General features: G+C 64.3%; 20 protein-coding genes. 1 reads left to right on the top strand and 19 read right to left on the bottom strand.

Annotation, left to right across the window (positions count from 1 at the left end; genetic code table 11):
- Window positions 1-53 precede the first annotated feature (53 nt).
- The 6 genes from N8J89_RS08210 to N8J89_RS08185 all read right to left on the bottom strand — a co-directional run bounded on the left by N8J89_RS08210 (window position 54) and on the right by N8J89_RS08185 (window position 3,870).
- Complete coding sequence (locus N8J89_RS08210; RefSeq protein ID WP_283663748.1) at window positions 54-692, bottom strand: hypothetical protein; 639 nt, start codon at window positions 690-692, stop codon at window positions 54-56.
- 135 nt (window positions 693-827) lie between these two features.
- Entirely contained in the window at window positions 828-1,349 is a 522-nt protein-coding gene (locus N8J89_RS08205) for a hypothetical protein (RefSeq protein WP_283663747.1), read from the bottom strand.
- Between the two features lie 136 nt (window positions 1,350-1,485).
- Entirely contained in the window at window positions 1,486-2,022 is a 537-nt protein-coding gene (cpt, locus tag N8J89_RS08200) for a chloramphenicol phosphotransferase CPT (protein WP_283663746.1), read from the bottom strand.
- Window positions 2,023-2,081: 59 nt separating this feature from the next.
- Window positions 2,082-2,507, bottom strand: a complete 426-nt coding sequence (locus N8J89_RS08195) for an NUDIX hydrolase (protein WP_283666114.1) — start codon at window positions 2,505-2,507, stop codon at window positions 2,082-2,084.
- Window positions 2,508-2,792: 285 nt separating this feature from the next.
- Window positions 2,793-2,999, bottom strand: coding sequence for a DUF397 domain-containing protein (locus N8J89_RS08190; RefSeq protein WP_283663745.1), 207 nt, complete (start codon window positions 2,997-2,999; stop codon window positions 2,793-2,795).
- A 31-nt stretch (window positions 3,000-3,030) separates the two neighbouring features.
- Complete coding sequence (locus N8J89_RS08185) at window positions 3,031-3,870, bottom strand: helix-turn-helix domain-containing protein (protein ID WP_283663744.1); 840 nt, start codon at window positions 3,868-3,870, stop codon at window positions 3,031-3,033.
- A 464-nt stretch (window positions 3,871-4,334) separates the two neighbouring features.
- On the opposite strand from N8J89_RS08185, the gene N8J89_RS08180 reads away from it, so the two are divergent.
- Window positions 4,335-4,535: a hypothetical protein gene (locus N8J89_RS08180; protein WP_283663743.1), complete on the top strand. Its 201-nt coding sequence runs from the start codon at window positions 4,335-4,337 to the stop codon at window positions 4,533-4,535.
- A gap of 1,316 nt (window positions 4,536-5,851) precedes the next feature.
- On the opposite strand, the gene N8J89_RS08175 is transcribed toward N8J89_RS08180, so the two are convergent.
- From N8J89_RS08175 to N8J89_RS08115, 13 genes are all read right to left on the bottom strand, one after another.
- Window positions 5,852-6,169 carry a hypothetical protein gene (locus N8J89_RS08175; RefSeq protein WP_283663742.1) on the bottom strand — a complete coding sequence of 106 codons (318 nt, stop codon included), beginning with the start codon at window positions 6,167-6,169 and terminating at the stop codon, window positions 5,852-5,854.
- 21 nt (window positions 6,170-6,190) lie between these two features.
- A complete protein-coding gene (locus tag N8J89_RS08170) occupies window positions 6,191-7,075 on the bottom strand; it encodes a peptidoglycan recognition protein family protein (protein WP_283663741.1) in 885 nt (294 codons plus the stop codon).
- Window positions 7,072-7,356: a hypothetical protein gene (locus N8J89_RS08165; RefSeq protein WP_283663740.1), complete on the bottom strand. Its 285-nt coding sequence runs from the start codon at window positions 7,354-7,356 to the stop codon at window positions 7,072-7,074. The genes N8J89_RS08170 and N8J89_RS08165 overlap by 4 nt, the downstream gene beginning before the upstream one ends.
- Window positions 7,346-7,735, bottom strand: coding sequence for a hypothetical protein (locus N8J89_RS08160; protein WP_283663739.1), 390 nt, complete (start codon window positions 7,733-7,735; stop codon window positions 7,346-7,348). The genes N8J89_RS08165 and N8J89_RS08160 overlap by 11 nt, the downstream gene beginning before the upstream one ends.
- 23 nt (window positions 7,736-7,758) lie before the next feature.
- Complete coding sequence (locus N8J89_RS08155; protein ID WP_283663738.1) at window positions 7,759-8,004, bottom strand: hypothetical protein; 246 nt, start codon at window positions 8,002-8,004, stop codon at window positions 7,759-7,761.
- Between the two features lie 211 nt (window positions 8,005-8,215).
- Complete coding sequence (locus N8J89_RS08150) at window positions 8,216-8,524, bottom strand: hypothetical protein (RefSeq protein ID WP_283663737.1); 309 nt, start codon at window positions 8,522-8,524, stop codon at window positions 8,216-8,218.
- 244 nt (window positions 8,525-8,768) lie between these two features.
- The gene (locus N8J89_RS08145) at window positions 8,769-9,866 is read right to left on the bottom strand and encodes a DUF5047 domain-containing protein (protein ID WP_283663736.1); all 1,098 of its coding nucleotides are present in this window, start codon (window positions 9,864-9,866) and stop codon (window positions 8,769-8,771) included.
- Between the two features lies 1 nt (window position 9,867).
- Window positions 9,868-10,596, bottom strand: coding sequence for a hypothetical protein (locus N8J89_RS08140; protein WP_283663735.1), 729 nt, complete (start codon window positions 10,594-10,596; stop codon window positions 9,868-9,870).
- Between the two features lies 1 nt (window position 10,597).
- Window positions 10,598-11,329: a hypothetical protein gene (locus N8J89_RS08135; protein ID WP_283663734.1), complete on the bottom strand. Its 732-nt coding sequence runs from the start codon at window positions 11,327-11,329 to the stop codon at window positions 10,598-10,600.
- Window positions 11,330-11,338: 9 nt separating this feature from the next.
- Complete coding sequence (locus N8J89_RS08130; protein WP_283663733.1) at window positions 11,339-15,091, bottom strand: phage tail tape measure protein; 3,753 nt, start codon at window positions 15,089-15,091, stop codon at window positions 11,339-11,341.
- Window positions 15,092-15,114: 23 nt separating this feature from the next.
- Window positions 15,115-15,516 (bottom strand): hypothetical protein, encoded by a 402-nt coding sequence (locus N8J89_RS08125; RefSeq protein WP_283663732.1) that lies wholly within the window; start codon window positions 15,514-15,516, stop codon window positions 15,115-15,117.
- A gap of 95 nt (window positions 15,517-15,611) precedes the next feature.
- Window positions 15,612-15,992, bottom strand: coding sequence for a hypothetical protein (locus N8J89_RS08120; protein WP_283663731.1), 381 nt, complete (start codon window positions 15,990-15,992; stop codon window positions 15,612-15,614).
- A gap of 14 nt (window positions 15,993-16,006) precedes the next feature.
- Entirely contained in the window at window positions 16,007-16,576 is a 570-nt protein-coding gene (locus N8J89_RS08115) for a hypothetical protein (RefSeq protein WP_283663730.1), read from the bottom strand.
- Window positions 16,577-16,895 lie beyond the last annotated feature (319 nt).

Below are 16,895 nucleotides of genomic sequence, written 5' to 3'. Positions count from 1 at the left end.
CGCCGAGCCCGCTGGGGTGGGCTCGGTGGAAGGACCCCGGCACCGCGCGGCGGCTAGGCGATGGCCTGCCAGATGGTGCTGAAGTTGGCCAGCGCCCCGGCCACCGAGGCGTCCAGCCGCTTCGGGGAGGCGTTGGCGCGCAACCGGAACAGCTTGCCCCGGCGCACGTCCAGGATGGCCGCCCGCCCACCGGGCAGGATGTCCGGCAGCTGTCGCTCGACCATCCACAGCGGGATGTTGGCCGCGGCCTGGGTCAGCTCCGGCTTCTTCAGGTAGAGCAGCACCGCGTGCGGGCGCGGGTCAGCCCCGAGCGTGAGCCCGAGGTGCGGACTGATCCCAACCTCGCCGTCGGCCCCCCGCCAGACCGCGCCGCCGACCGGTACCACCGCTGGTCGTGCCTTGGCCACCCATGTCAGAAATCCCCCCTGTAGTTCCCGAAAATGCGCGTGCTTGGCCGGATCGTCAATCCGGTTCACCACTGGTTCCAGCACTTCCCCCGGTTCATCACTGGCCAGTGCGCGCTTTATCCCGTTGACGATCGGCTCGTAGTAGAACCACGGCCGAGCCGCCTCCTCGAGATACATACGACGAATGTTCTCCACCGTCCTGGTCTGCAAACCCGGACCACTGACCACGAAGTCGATGATCGCCCCGATCTTGACCTGGGGCACCAGTGCCTCCGCTGCCGTCATCCACACCTCCAGTAGCTCTGACCTGCATCTTCCGTGCCAGTCGAACTACCTGAACCCTATCGTCCACCCCTGACATTCCACCGACTCCAGGGCAGCCGGAAGCCCATTTGCTTAAGGAAATTCAGCAGTGAACGCTTACCAGCCGATCGGCCGCGGCCAGGGATAGTTGCACACGCTGAATCCGAGCTTGTTGGCCCGGTCCACCGCCGAGTCGTCAAACCGCCGATACTCCGCGAACACGGTCCGAGCCCGATCCCAGGAATTCGCCGCGGAGTGCCGGACGACCTCTCCCCACCACCAGTTCGCCATCTCCACGTCCCTGAGCAACTTGTGCACTTCCGCCACGAAGGACTCCGGCACCGCCGCCGACCGCGCGGACACGGACCTCCACTGCTTGAGCAACAGGGCCCGCAGCTCCGCCACCTTGCGCGCCCACGCGAGGAACCGCTTCGGCCCGGTCAGCGCACTGAGCTCCTTGCTGCGCCGGGTGGCCACCGCACAGGCGTCATCGGCCCGGCGCACCGCCGCCCACCGCCCCGCGTCCGGATCAACGGCGCTCGTCCGGACCGCGGTGGACCGGGTGCTGCTCGGCCCAGGCGAGAGGTCCTGATAGCCACGCACCCCGAAGAACCCCAGAATCCCCAGCACACTGGCCACCAGCCCGATGGTCGCCAGAACCACACCGCGCCGCATCCCCTCGGCCTCCCACCCCGCCGACCCGGCAGCCACGGCGGAATGTCCAGTCTAGAAAGGGAATCCGCCGCCTGACCCGCCCGAAGAGGCAGGGATGTCTCTAGCCATCCACCCGAGCCGCGATGACCCGCGCACACTCCACCGACTCCACCCCCACGGTGCTGACCTCCACGTCATAACGCATCCCGACGTGCACCAGCTCGGCCTGCCCCGCCGCCATCCCGGTGATCCGGTCCCCGCGCGCCAGCTCCCGCCCCGCCGCCACCTCAGCCGGACACCGCACCCCCACCCACAACACCTCAAGCCCAGCCAGCGCCGCCCCCCACCGCCGCTGCCCCGCACCCCCGCCGAGCAACACCTCATCAATGATCACCCGAGCCCCAGCCCGCACCATGGCCGCGATCCCCGCCGCCCAGGCCGCCTCCAACTCCCGGAACGCCGCTCCCACCAGCACCGTCCCATCCGGCGCGAACTCAACCCCGCCCGAGGCCCCCCGCAACGAGGCCGGCAACAACTCGATGAACGTGTCCACCCCCACCACCAGCCACGCCCCCGGCAGCACGGCCTGCAAACACCGAGCGATCCCACTCTTCCCAGCACTGGACCCACCATTGAGCACAACCACCTGCGTCGCCATGCGCCCAAGCTAGGCAGCAAGCCAACCCCGGTCACCCGAGTTTCGGACCGGGCCGCGCGCTATCCCAGCAGCCGCACCCCGTCATGGACCCGAGTCCGGACCACCTCCGCGAAGGCGTCGGCAACCCGCACCGCATAGGCGGGAACCATGACCTCCCGAACCTGCGCCAAACTCAGCCAGCGAACCTCACTCGCCTCCTCCGTCGGCACCGCCTCGGTGGTCTCGGGCGAGCAGCGGAACACCAGGGCCACAACGTCCCGAACCACGTTCTGGTAGACGCCGGTGAGCCGACCAACCCGGACCACGACCCCGGTCTCCTCGCACACCTCGCGCCGCACCCCCTGCTCGAACGTCTCACCGACCTCGAGCACCCCACCCGGCGGTTCCCACCGACCGTTGTCCCGCCGCCGGATGACCAACACCCGGCCCGCCCCGTCAACCACGACACCGGCGACACTGACGGAGTACCGAGAAACGCTGGTCACAAGCCCCACCCCAGGCGATTTCGCCCCAGAAAGCAAACAACCCCAGGCCGCAGCCTGGGGTGAAGCTCCTCCGGTTGGACTCGAACCAACAACCCTGCGATTAACTCGTGCCGGGTGTACTGAGGTGCCCGTAGGTGGGCCTACCTGGGCAAACCTCCTTCGACTGGTGGACCAAGGTGTACCCGGGTGGACCTGTTTCCGGAGCCTTTATGGAGCTTTGATCATGGCCCCGGACAGTAGAAGAGGGGCGACCCGAAGGCCGCCCCTCTTTCGCACGTACGACGGTCAGGTCAGGTCGAACGACCCAGCCCGCAGCGTCTCCTGGAAGACGGCCCACGCCCCAGGCGTGAACGCCAGGATCGGGCCTTCCAGGTTCTTGGAGTCGCGCACCGCGGCCAGGTGCCCCGGAAGGGCCACCTCGACACACTCGCCGCCGTTGCCGCCGCTGTAGCTCGACTTGCGGTAGTTGAACTGGCGCAGGTCGGTGCTCACACCAGACCTCCTTAGCTTGCTGTCAGAGTTCCTAGGCAAGGCTATCCCGCAGCCTCTCAAGGAAGGCCCTCGTCTCCTTCGGGCTGCTCGCGACCGCCTTGAGACTGTCGAAGGTAGCCAGGTGTGCCTTCTTGTCCTCGTCGGAGTCCACGAACGCGGCGTTCCGCAGGTTCTCGGTGTAGACGATGTACTCGTCGCCGATCCGGAGGATCTGAAAGTCGAAACCCAAGGACCTGTGCGCGCCGGCAGTGAACGGGATCATCTGAAGGGTGACGTTCCGCTGCGTCGACACCTTCACTAGGTAGTCGAGTTGTTCGCGACGCGTCTCGATGCTGCCGACCTCTTGCCTCACCGCAGCTTCGCCGAAGATGAACCACGCATCGGGTGCACCTGGTTCAAGGAGGCGTGACCTTCGTGCCGCTCTCGCCTTCAAGAAGCTCTGGACGTCTTCTTCAGTGTGTTCGGGGTTGGCTCGGAACAGTTCCAGCGCAACCTTGTCGGTCTGAAGTGGACCCGCGATGAGAGCACCGCTGAAGTGCATGATCGACGATGCGGCGCGCTCTAGCTTGCGGAACCGGTTGAACCAGGGCGGAAGCTTCGAGGCGTATCTCGGTCGCGAGTCCTGTCGGCGGGCCGCGGTGGCCAGTTCACGAATCGCAGGTCGGTCCTTCTCGTCCACTCCGTAGAGGTCCAGTAGCCGCTCTAGGTCGGTCGCATTGGGCGCTGTGTGGCCGTTCTCAATCCGGCTGATCTTGCTCGCGCTAAACCCTAGGGCCTGCACCACTTCTTGGGCCGTCATGTTGGCGCGCTCTCTGCCCTGCTGGAGCAGATGCCCGAGGTCGAGCTTGGAGATCAACGGGCTGTCGCTCACTGCCACCTCCTGCTACGCATGCGCACAGTGTGCCTGAGGGCGCTGAGCGTGAGATTCGCCCGATCGGTGTCTGGTAAACGTGCAATTGCAGACTTACTCTCGTAGAGTCGACGCAGGTAGCAAGGCTACCGCGTCGCCAAACCCGCCCCGTGCGCGGTCAGAGTTCCAAGCACCAGCGCACGGGGCGGGCCCTGATCTCCGGCAGCCCGGCCTGGGTACCCCCGACACTCGGGCCGGGCAGCCGGTCCCACTCTTCGGGGAGGCGACATGGTCTTGAAAGGGCGCGGCGAGTTCTACGGCCTACCAGTGCCAGGGCAGCCGCAGCGACTCAAGACCTGGATACGGAACCGGGGCGTCATCAACGTCGCCGTTGGTGAACACCACCGCCCCATCAGCCTCCCCCTTGATGAAGCCCTCGCCCTGCACAACCACCTCGGCAAGCTCATCGAGGAAGCGAGACGTCGATGACCGAATGGATCGGCATAGGCATCGCGGGTGCCCTGATCGTCCTCAGCATCTACACGTTCTGCTGGTGGCTGAAGCACCGTGACGACCCGCTGTACCCGGAAGACGAGCAGCGCCTCACTGTCGAGCAGATCCGCGAGCGCGAGGACGCTGACAACCTGCCGTACTACCCGCGAGGAGGCGACGATGGCCGGGTCTAGCGTCGGCGCAGCCGCCCTCCTGCTCCTCACCCTCACCACCGGGTCCCTGTGGGTCGCCTACGGCGGCACCCTGTGGCGACCCGAAACCTGGGGTGACCTCCTCCACCACTGGTGGGTCGTACAGCAGACCCGATGGACCACAAGAGCCATCCGGCGTCGCTGCCCCACTGCGAGGCCAGCGCGCCCCGCGCAACACCGGGTCGACAAGACGACCCCGGTGGAGCATCGAATCGCGGTGATCCTGCCTCGGGTGACGGCCGCGCAAGGCCACCGTGCGGCAGCACAGGTGCGGTGTGCTGCCGCGAACCTCTCGCCGCGACTAGCAGCGAGAGGACAGGTGAGGGCGGGCATCCCACCTACATCCGCCCTCACCTCCAAACTCCCGGCGGGCCTACCCCCTCCCCCGTCGGGTAAGGGGGTGGCGGCCCCCTCCCCCCAGGCCGTCACCCCCGCTGACTCCCTCCATGCGGCATGAACCGCTGGCTGTGGATCCAGTACTGCGAGTACCTGGAGTACGTGTTCGTCATGGACCCCGAAGATCTGCCCGTCGGGTCCCTGCAGGTATCGATCTGCGGCCGAGTCTGGCCCCTGCTAGCGCCGGACCGGCGTTTCGTCGGCCCTCACCCGCGCTGTCCCGGGTGCGTTGAGATGCGACAGATCCATCTCCGTGCACCGCGCCACATCATGATCGGTTAGTAGCGAGCACTCGTGGTCGAAAGGCGTCCACTATGCGACAGAACACGCAGGATCCACGAGCGGGTGCTCCGGGAGATCGGCCCAGCAGACGGGGATCCGACAACGAGGGCAGTCGAGCACAGCGAGAACCGGACATGCCTCCACTGTGGTGGCAATGGGCAGACATCAACATAGGTAACAGCTGCGGCCGGTAGCCCGGTCGTGTGCAGGATGCCCGCGAGGGTAGACAGGGGTGAGACCATGGCACCGAAGGTGAAAAAGTGCCCAGACTGCTGGGGTGCGGGCACCGATCCTGACCGGGACTACGACGCCTGCAGGAGGTGCGGTGGAACTGGACACGTCCCGACCTAGCGAGGTCGCCGCCAGCTCGTGCAACCTGTGCCGCGATACTGGTCACTTCACGTGGCAACAGCCGGAACCGCAGCCGGATGGTTCGATGCTCCTCCGAGATATGAGCCATCCCTGTGTCCGGGGATGCTCGGGCTGGTGGCGACAGCCAGCGGAGGAGATGGACCAGGTGATCGAGGGAAGCATGTCTCCGTTGGTGATCGACGCCTGAAACGACGAGAAGCGCCCCACCCTCCCGGAGGAGAGTGGGGCGCTTCTGCGTGTGCGTAGACCTACTTGGTGCCTCCGATGAACCCGGGGGCAGCCTGTGCCCGGTCAGCGACGCCGGTGGGGCTCCACAGGCCGTAGTGGGTGGCCACTGCGACCGTGAAAGTTCCGAGGACCGCCAGGAGGGTCGCGCCGGCATCGAACTGGGTGCCGGTGTTCACCGACTCCAGCAGTTCGGACAGGAACGCCGACACCGCGGACAGTGCGGCCAGCAAGACGGCCCTGAGACGGGCACCAGCGTCCCAGCGGGTCACCAGGCCCACAAGGACCGGCAGCAGAGTGCCGATGGCGAGAGAGAGAACCTGAGCAAGATCAAACGTCACGAGGACTCCAGGGAAGATGGGCTAGCTGGCGAGGCGGTCGCGGAGCACATCAGCAACCTTCTGGGCAACGGCATCGCCGATGAGCGGGGCGACCTCCGCGGCAAGACGGGGGTAGTCAATCTGCGGAGCCTGAACCTGGCCCACCCTCGACACAGCCTCCGACACCTGCGCCAAACCCGCGCCAAGCACATCGACCTTCTGGTGCAGCTCAGCGACACCACCCTGAGTGTTGGCGATCGCCGCGGCAGTACGGCCCGCGGCACGCTTGCCCGCCTCACCCATGAGCACCGCGTTCGCGGCCTCCAGGAGAACACCCTGGTCGTGATCGGACAGTGCCATGAGGAAGCCTCCAGAGTTGATGGTCGCCGCCTCTCGGCGGAACTGGTTCATGTCGATGGTTCGGCCGTTGGCATAGCCGGGGTCCCACTTGCCGGTGATTGAGGTCTCGGCGTGCGCCCTGCAGCGCTCCACCGAACCGAAGACCTGCTGCACGGCCTTGGCGAACACCTTCGCCGTCCGCAGCTGCGCCGCAGTCATCGGCGACGTCCCCGGGTAGACAATCTCCAGGCCGAGGACCCTGCGGTTGAACGTGGTTGTCACCGGCAACGGCCCCATAGACCGGCCGCCGCTCGCACCTGCATGGTTGGCCGGGTTCGCGGCGACCACATGGATCCCCCCGCCGGAGAGCCCAGCGAAGTTGCACAGCGGACCGGGAAGATCATTTCTACCTGTGACGAGGATCTGGGGCCGCGTGTTGGACACCGCAGTTGCCGTGTGGTGCACGATGCCGCCCTCGTAGGCGCTCGTCTGGCCGTTGCCGCGCCTTTCCCAACCCGACTCGAACGTCACCGGCACACCGTGGGCACGGAAGATCTCAACGAAACGGAGAGTGATGCTGACGCTCACGAGGTCACCTCGTCATCCACCGCAAGGGCGCGAAGCTCCTCGGAGACATCGTCATACGGGTCGAACCCAGGCTGCAGATACGGGGCATTCGGCTCTGCATCGAGCGCGCCCACAACCAGCCAGCCGCCCGGCGCTGGCTTCACCAGGATCCGCACATCATCGGCGTGGGCAGTCGGATCGTCGTCGGCATCGGCCACAGAGGACAGATGCGCCCGCACATGCTCCGCCGTCGCCGGCAGAGCTTCCGCCGCGTTGGCAGGCACGAACCGGCTATAGCGCATGGGTGCCTCCTGGTCGGTAGTGGGACAGTTCCTCAACGGCCGCGGTCAGATCCTTCGACATCTTCTCCACCTGGTTACGCAGAGACTGGATCTCCGCCTGCGCCTCAACGAGCTTCGCGTTCAAGTCCATGGTCTTCTGCTCCGCCAACGCAAGCTTCGATCGCGTGGTCTTCAACGACTCGTTCAAGTTGGTCAGCTCCGCCGCTGCAGAAGTACCGAGGGCGGCAACGGCCTCGACCAGAACCTTGGCTGCGTCGGCCTTGGTCTTGTCCGTGTCCGCGGTGAGCTTGCGCATCTGCCGCGGCACCAGAACCAGCGACACAAGACCGACCAAACCACCTAAAGCCCCGGCGACTTGTAGCCATCCCGAAAGTGTCATGACGTCTCCAGGTCGCCCCTCAGCTAGCCGCTCTGCATCGCAACCTGGATCTGGGCGATGTCTTGACGGATCTGCCTGATACGAAAGATGTTTGCTGCGCCGATCGCGACGACTAGCAGTCCGAACTGGGTAGCGCGTAGGCCGTGCAGTCCGACGAGGACTGCCCCAAACCCAAGCAGCATCAACGTCAATCCGAGCAGCCCAGCACGTTCGATTAGAAGTCCGTGGATGTTGGCTAGCAGCACTCCGGTCAGCGCGATCGCGCTCATCGCAGCGAGCCCCGAATACCACATGTACTGCCACATAGGCGATAGCGCCGACACGGACGATGCTGACACGCGGGCCGGTGAGACCAGCCCGCTGACGCCAGATATGAGTAGAGCCACGAGAACGGTGACCTCGTAAGGATTCCGTCCTGACCGGATGTGGAGCATGACGTGATCCCCCGACTGGATGACGTACTGCTGGATGGATGACTGTCTACGGCGCGGTCGGTGCGATGCCCGCGACCGCGTTCCACATTGAGTTCGCCGTGTACTCAATGTCTCCGGAGGGGCTGTTCAGCTCGACAGAGGGGTTGGTAGCGACGGCCCAGGCGAAGCGCATGGCGTAGGTCTGACTGTCCAGAAGCACGTTCGTGGCGAGAGCATGCCGCAGTGTGGACACGTTGGTTCCGGCGTCGTTCTCGTTGGCGACTGCGACCGCAGCCTTCACAATCGCAGCACGTACCCGCAGGATGAAACCGGGATGCGCGGCCAGGTCGGCAATAGCGGTGAGTTCCGCAGGCACAGGGATCCCCCATATTCAGTTGTGTTAGGATGCGATCTTGCCCAGGACAAACCAGCGGCCCTTGGGACAAGCGATCTGAACAGTGTGGCCGATCGTGGGTGTGTAGCTTTCGAGACGCGGCAACGTCAGAGACGCGCCCTCAACAGTGACAACGACTCGCGCACCGGCCGTGCCGGTAACGATGCCGACCCGCCAAGGCTCGCTGGGGAACGAATCGGTGATCGCGTCTTCGAGTTGCACACGATCACCCGCTCTCCCCAGGAAGTTCCACGGTGCGAGTCAAGATCCTCTGGACTCCGTTGATCGACAAAGGGATCTCAAGTGCGTCGATGATGTGCAGGCCGACACTGCCATCCCGGTAGCGGACACTCACGATGTCACCCGAGTCCAACGCTGGGTTGCACACCGCATCGAGGCTGATGCTGCCATCGATCCCTTTGGCGCGGTTCAGGATCGACGTCGCGGTGTCGGTGCACTGGGCCACCGTCGTCAACAGCGGGCTCGAGTAGAAGCGGGGCTTCTTGCCGAACGCCCCGCCGTAGAACGTAGGGCTCTCCGGGTCGGTGTCCGACACAACAGCCCGCACAGGCGGAGTGTCGTCACTCCGCTGCCCCATGGCGATCACCCGGTTGTACACCCGTTCCCGGGTTGTCTCCTCGCTCAGTTCCAGCAGGGTGCCGTCATCGCCGCAGTTGATGCCCCACACCGCAGGGCCGTCCAGAGTGGGCTGCGGACGGATGACGAACCGCCCCAACGGGTCGCAGAACACCTCAGCGCCAAGCGAATCCGCGATCTTCTCGACGCCATCAGACCAGCGCTCTCGCTCAATCTGGATCTGCGGACACGCCGCCGTACTCCCGGTCTGATCGATCACGACCTGGCCGGGGATGGTCTCCTGGATCAACCGCGTGATCTCCGCGACTTTCGTCGCCGACGTGACGGTCTGCCCCGGCGAATCCAACCGGTCTTCCGCCACCAGGCGCGACAGGTCCGCGGCCGTCAACTCCACCGCGCCATCGTTGGAGCGCTTCGCCGTCTGCACACGTCCGGTGAAAACCGGAATCCACTCCAAGTCGCCCCATGGCAACTGGATCCCGTACTCGATGAAGATCCGAGATGAGATCGGGGAGAAGTGCGAGGCCGGCGCTACCGGCCAAAGCGCCGGTTCGAGCACAAGGCGAGCGGTCCGCCGGACCTGTGATCCCGGATCAACGGACACTACCCCGTCAATCACTGGCACGTCGTACAAGGTCCCCTGGGTCGGGCTCTTGGAGGAGACCCGCACCGCGATGCCATGGCTTACTGGCAGAGTCTGGGTGGCTGCGACGGAGAGGCCCTGCATGTCAGCCTCCCGACACAGCCGGAGCGTCCACCTGTTGCGTCGCCAAAGACCAAACTCGAGCTGGTTCGTTGGCAAGCCAGCGAACCGGACGTTCAACGACGTTGCCGACGCTGAGCCACGTCAACGGATCCCAGCCGTAACTGGCCGGGGTTCGCAGCAGCAACGGCGACCCCGACTGCACAAGGGCCAGCAACTGCGTCCTCTCCGTGAGCGTCTTCGTGTAGAGAATCAGGTCTTGGCTAGGCGCTTGCCGGACTGCCGCCGAGATCACGACTGGATACCGGCGTCCGATAGGGGTCAAGACAGCCTGGTCGAGGGAGTGTTCCCGTTCGGGCTGCTCCGCGACAAGTGGGTTCATTGCCAACTGAACGCTGGTTGGATGTGTGAGCCAGGACAACCCGGACGACACGAGTGTCACGGAGCTGGAGAACAGCGCTGCGAATGCCAGCCAGGGGGTGGTGACCTTGTACGACACCGCCACATCCAAAGGAGCCTCGTAGTCGTAGACGGTCTGCACGGTTGCGGGATCCGGGGACGGGAACGCGCCCCGGACCGGTGTCGCCACGCCGTCCTGGATCCGGTAGACGTTGAGGTATTGGGAAGAAGCCCACGAGATGTCGATCTTCACTCGGCCTTGGGCTGCTTGCGCTGTGGCGGTGACAGTGCCAGTGGTGATGGGGACGATATAGCCGCCTGCCCACGACCTGGCCGCGAGGGCGAAGACGGTCATCTCACCACCCCCAGCAGATGAAATTCAGCTTGATGCTAGTGGTCGTAGCCAGGGAACCGCCGGGGTGATATCCGACGAATTTGAAGCTGGAAAGCGTCGGCTGACACCATGTGAGCGGCCCTGCAAACAGGTTTTCGTCAGCGCTGGTCAAAACTCCAGCTGCATGCTTATTCGGGAACGCTAGCGGCAGGTTGACGGTCCCGAATCCGTCGCCTGCCGTCACAACCTGGGCTGTTCCAACTCGCATCTCGCTGAACGCGAAGCTCGGCATCACAGCGCCATCAGCGGCAGGACCAGCCTGCGTCGGCAGGTAAGCACCCGCCGACGCCTGCCAGCCATTGCCATAGGTCCACTCCTCAATCCGCCCCGCACTGCCATTGAGCACACGCTGACCCACGTAAGGACTGGCCACGCCGTTCTTGTCCGCGATCGCATCCCACGCAGTGGGCGCGTTCGACCACACGGTTCCAACGGACCAAGCTTTCGCCGTGCTCTGCTCGCGCCCACGCATAACGGTAACCGTGGTCGAACCCGACGTGTGGACAGTTACCCACACAACCTCATGCAGACCGGTCGTAGTGTCCATCAAAACCACCGGCACATACGAATCGGTGGACGCGAGCGCGGGCAGCGTGGAGAACTTTGCTTCCGTGATGCTCGTCTGAGACGAGGTGATAGCAGTCGTCAGAGTCCCGAACTGGAAGTCCTTGGGAACCCGGTAAATCTGCGGCATCTCGCACTCCTACCCTCGACGCCCATACGAAATGGATTGGGCAGTCAGCTTGTTCGCCTCGTTGATTTGCCCGCGAATGACGCCCACCAACTCTCCAGTGCTGAGAACGAGAGTGCCTGTGAACTGCCCGCCACTTCCCGACACCTGCACGGTGGTGGAACCTGCAGCAGTTGCCATCCCTCCAGCAGCGAACATCCGCACCAACTGGTAGCCCATGCGGTTCGCTGTGTGCTCCAGGATCGACTGGCTGCGCCTAGACTGGTTGATCGGGATGTAAGCTTCGTCATCGCGGATGCGGTCACCCACCACGCGCCAGGTGTTCGGAGGAACCACTCGGGCCACTCCGCCCGACATAGGCGTCAACTTCGGGTGGACACCACCAGCGGCGTATGCCGCCACCAGAATCCCACCACGAGCCATATCGAACCTGCCGGTACCACCCGGTCGGCGATCCCCCGTGTGGTCGATGCGCTCCTTAATGGTGATTACCTTGGTGGCAGGTCTGGTGGCTTGCGCCACTGCCGAGTTGAACTGGTCCGAGTCCGCATACAGGACGATCTGCTTCTTGTCCTTGATGCGCTCGACCCGGATACCGACTTCCTGCAGCTTGGCTATTGCAGCATCCGACAGCGGAGTCGAAGTGATGATCTTCTTCTCGCCAGGCACAGCCTTCACGTTCGCCTGAAGGAGAAGCAGTTCAATCGTAGTTTGATCCATGCCAGGAGCGTCGATAAGAGTCGAAACCTTGTCGGGGACGAGACCGTATCGATCGGCAAGCTTCTCGGCTTCCTTAGCGCCAATTCCGGCGGCAACCGCCGCGTCGATAAACGTCTTCCTAGCCTCCGCGACTTTGGATCGCGCAGCCTCGGTCGCAGGCCCGATGTTGTTGACGCCACCAGCCATATCGAACGCTTTAGTAGCGGCAGTCGCCATGCTCGTACCAAGGTCATCTGCCAGGCCAATCAGTTCCCGCCCCTTGGGCAGGGTGGCATTAATACCGCCGGTCACGGAATCGACTAGCGACTTGCCGCTAGCAGCAGCCTCATCAGCGGCTTCCTTGAACTTCGACTTGACTCGATCCATAACATCACTGAATCCAGCCATTGCCTTGTCATACGACACCGCATTACCCGTGATCGCATCCAGAGCACGCCGCAGGCCACGGGCACGGTCATCGGCACTCGCAGTGCGATCCGCAAGGGTCTGCATGGCCGACGACAGCGTCTTGCCGGACTCGCTGGCCTCCAACATTCCAGCCTTGCCGCTCCGGATGGCATCATCCAGGTTCTTGCGCTTCTCCTGGGCTACCTTGTATGCATCTCCGAGACCGTCAATCGCTCTCAGTACAGCCTGAGCTGCCTTGGCCTGGTCATTCATGATGACGACGTCGTTGATCCGGCCGTTTTTCGCGCCGCCCGCCGAAGTTGCATACCGCGTGTTGGCATCGATGATGCCCTGGAGCTTGGCCTTCAACTCCTCGGCAGTGCCGCTCTGGCCCACCATCGAATCTGTGATGTCATCGAGGCTAATGCCGAACTTCTTGGCCTCAGTCACCAAGCTCTTATCGGTGTCAGCCAGCTTCTTGTTCGCTGCTTCTCGCGCCGCAGCTGCACGGACATTCGCCGTCAAGAACCCACTGGACTCTTCCAGGGCTGCCGCCAAGGCGTTCACCGACGCGGCATGCTCACGAGTACGAGTCGCAGCCTTCTCCTGGCTCGACGCCAGCAGCGAAAGCCCGACCGTCGCACCGACCAGCGCAAGCCCCCACGGTCCGCCGAACAGCGAAACCAGACCGCCGGCTGCAGCCTTGAGGCCGGTCCCCAATGCTGCGGCAGTACCTGCGGCAGCGCCAGCCACGCTACGAAAAGCGCCCTCGGTCTTGCCTACGGCAGTCGCGACACCGGTCATCTGACCGCTGACACCGGAGGCGGTTTGAACGACCGCAGCCTGATGCGTGACGAACCCCTGGGCCGCGGTCGACGCGTTGCGGAACGACTCCGCCATGCGTCCAAGCACCGGTACCCGGGACTCGAGAGCGGCGAACGCTAGGCCAACGTTGCCGATCTGGCGAGACATGACCTCAGTCGACCCAGTCAACAGCGTCCGCTGAAGTTGGACTTCCTGCCCCATCGCGCGGAACGGAGCCGTGACGCGATCCTGGATGGTGGCACCGAGAGACGCCAGCGGAGACCGGAACGCCGCCAGCAGCCCAAGGGACACAACAGCGGTCTGAACCGGCCCCGGGAGTTGGGCGAACAACCCGAGCAGCGATCCCAGGAGGGACCCGATCGGGACCAGGAGCTTGAACGCTCCCTGCGCGGCGTCCCCTAGAAGACCGAATGCGGACGCAGCGGCCGCGATCGGCCCTCCGCCCTCGCGGGCACTCTGAACCGCGTCAGCGATGCCCTTGGCCACCGGCTTCGCTGCCTTGACGACGCTGTCCAGGGCTGACGTGAAATTATTCCACAACCTGATAGCTACGTTGATGCCGTCGTTGATGACTCCTGCGACAGCCGCCGCTAGGGGGCGGAACACGTCGGTCACCGCTTCGAGTACGACGTCCGCTCGAGACTCGATTGCCTGGGCGAGCGACGGACCGAACAGTTCGCCAGCAGACACGATGTTCTCGATGCCCCTGGCTACGGCGGGACCGTACTTCTCGATCGCCGTGGCAGCACCGCGCACGGCCTTCTCAAGTGGACCGTCGATCGCCTCGAAGATCGAGATTCCGACAGTCTCCAGCTGGGAAAGAAGGCCCTCCCATGCCCCGCCCAACCCCTTGGTTTTGGCGGCTGCAACCTCAGCTGCGCCGCCAGAACGAGTCACCGCGGTGGCCATGTCGTCGAACGACTTGACGCCACTGTTCGCCAACGCGTTGACCGCGGATAGCGCTTCGTTCCCGAACGCGTCGGCCGCAGCCTGCTGGAACGTCGAGTCCGTCAGCTTACCCTTGGCCTTCGCCAACTGCTCCACAATAGACCGGAGGCCGACGAACTTGCCCTGGGAATCGAAGGCAACGACACCTAGGGTCTTCAACCCGGACGCGGCGTTCTTCGACGGGGAGGCAAGCGAGGCAAGCATCGACCGCAACGAAGTGCCAGCCTGCTCGCTCTGGATGCCGTTGTTGGACAGCAGGCCGATGGCCGTGGCGGTCTGCTCGATCGGAACCCGAAGGCTCCTGGCGACCGGGCCGACATACTTCAGCGAGTTGGCCATGTCCAAAATGGACCCGGCGCTGGCGTTCGCAGTGTTAGCCAGGATGTCCGCGACCCGGCCAGCCTCACTCGCGCTCAACCCGAACTGGTTCAAAGCCGCGCTCTGGATCTCGGCCGCCTGGGCGGCATCAACCTGCGCAGCGGCAGCCAGCTGCAACGTGCCCTTGGCGGCCTCCATCGACTGCTGAACGTTCAGCCCGCCCTTGGACAGCTCGACCATCGCCGCCGCAGCGTCAGCCGCCGACGTAGCAGGCAAAGTCATGTCCGCGCCGAGCTTCTTCGCGACCTGACCGACCTGGGTCATCTGGATCGCGGTCGCACCGGTCACAGCCTGGAGTTCGTTCAGGTTTCCCTGGTACTCCACACCGGTCTTGATGATGCTGCGAAGCCCTACAGCAGCCAAGGCGGTGCCGCCGGCGATGGCGAGACCGATTCCCCTGCCGATGGTGGATGCGATGCCCGCGGCGGGACCGAGCGCAGACTTCAGTTTGCCGGGGAAGTCCCTGGCGTCTGGCTCGATCCTGATGTCGATCTTGCCACCGGGCATCGTGCACCCCCGGTCCTATTCAGTTATGCGATACCGATCATGCGGTTCCACTGCATCAACAGATCCATCGGATCCGCTTCGCCGATCTTCAACTTTGGTGGAACCTTGTAGCGCTCCGCCAGCTGCTTGAACTCGGCGATCTGACTGTCCTGCAACGAAGGCGGCCGATGAGCCACGGGAGGGATCAGCGGTGACTCCGGGGGCTTGATCCCGGCTCGCTTCGCTCGTTGCTGCTCGGCCTTGATGTCCGGGTCATCCGGGTCTGTGATCCGATCCATCCAAATGGTCTGGATGTACCAGTTCGCCAGGTCGAACAGGCGAGCAGTGTTCTCCTCGTGGAGTCCCCAGTCAGCGCAGTCCCCCATCTCCTGACGGGCGAACGCCGAACCTGGGGGGAGTTTTTGGATGCGCGCCACCAGATCCACGGCAGGCATGGTGACGAACGCATCGCGAAGATCACGCTGGTAGTAGCGTTCAAAATCGGCGGAGAGGGCGTCCCATCCGGTCGTGAGGACCAGAGCTAGGACGCCGAGGATTCCCCCTCGCCCACGCTGCCCTCGTCCGCGTCTTCAGGAACGCCGCGGATGACCCCGGCGGAAGTCATGATCTTCCGTACGACAAGGGTCATGTGCGCTTGCGGCAGGTCAGCGAGCGCCGTGTTCAAGCGCTCGGCGTCGTCGGCCCCGACGAGGAGCGTCAACGCTTCAACGTCCTTGCCTTCGCCCGTGAGGGAGAAGTACTCGGTGATCTCAGCGCCAGTCAGATCGGTTCGGACCTGATAGGTGTGTCCACCTAGGACGGTAGGAACAGGCTTGAGGAGACGCTTAGCGAGCAACGCATCCAGATCGATGACGTTGGATACGTTGCCCGTCTTACGCCTCGTGTTACGGGTGCCCTGCATGGTGTGCTCCTAGATCAGGCGAGCGGGTTCCAGTTGCTGTACGGGGTGAGAGCCTGGCCGCCACCAGACGGGGCGAGGATCGTGATCTCGAACTCCCAGCCGTCCAGGTCTTCGTCGTTCTTGACCAGCTCCGGCTCTGCGGCCAGCTTGGCCCGAGGTGCCCAGTAGGCCATCTTCTTCAGGCTGTCGCTGGACTTCAGCTGCAGCAGGAGCGAGAACTCCTCGCCCGAACCCTTGGTCCACTTCCAGATACCGGAACCGCCAGCGGTCTCTGCGATCGAGCCGCCCTTCAGCTCGGTCAGCACAGCAGCCTTGGACATCTGCGAAACACGGAATTTGATGGTCTGCGTGGTCTGGCCATCGAACTCGAAGAACGCCGCGCCAGACTCGTTGTTCCAGACGTCGAAGGTCTTCTTGTCCTGCGACGGGGTGATGGTGAACCCGGCCTTCACAGCGCCGTACGCTTCCAGTGAAGCGGGTGCGGCAGCGAACGGGTCGGTCGGGGCGGTCAGGTTGGCGGCACCGCGAAAAGCGTCACCGTCAACCCAGAGGACAGCTTCTGCGCTGTCTGCGTAGATGGACATGCAGCCTCCTGCACTCGTACCCGCGAACGAGGCGGGTTGCTGGTTGGAAGGTCTTAGTGCCCTGCATGGGCGGATTGACGAATCGTTCGTCAATGGGTGTGCCCCGCCCGCCATGCAGGGCGGCTGGAGGGCGGGGCACGTCTAAGCGGTCTGTAGCCGCAGTTCGACTCGCACCACAGCCCAGTACAGGGGGGTGTCGGAGCCTCGAGAAACATCAGGTTCAGGAGGAGTGACGTCGAGAACACGAATCGAGTAGGTAACCGAGCCGTCGCTGTCGGTGTATGTGTTGCAACGAGACCGGCCGATGACCCTGTTGGCG

The sequence above is a fragment of the Crossiella sp. CA-258035 genome, assembly GCF_030064675.1.
GTDB lineage: Bacteria > Actinomycetota > Actinomycetes > Mycobacteriales > Pseudonocardiaceae > Crossiella.
Note: the sequence above shows the minus strand (reverse complement) of the source record. Positions and strands in the feature narration are given on the sequence as shown.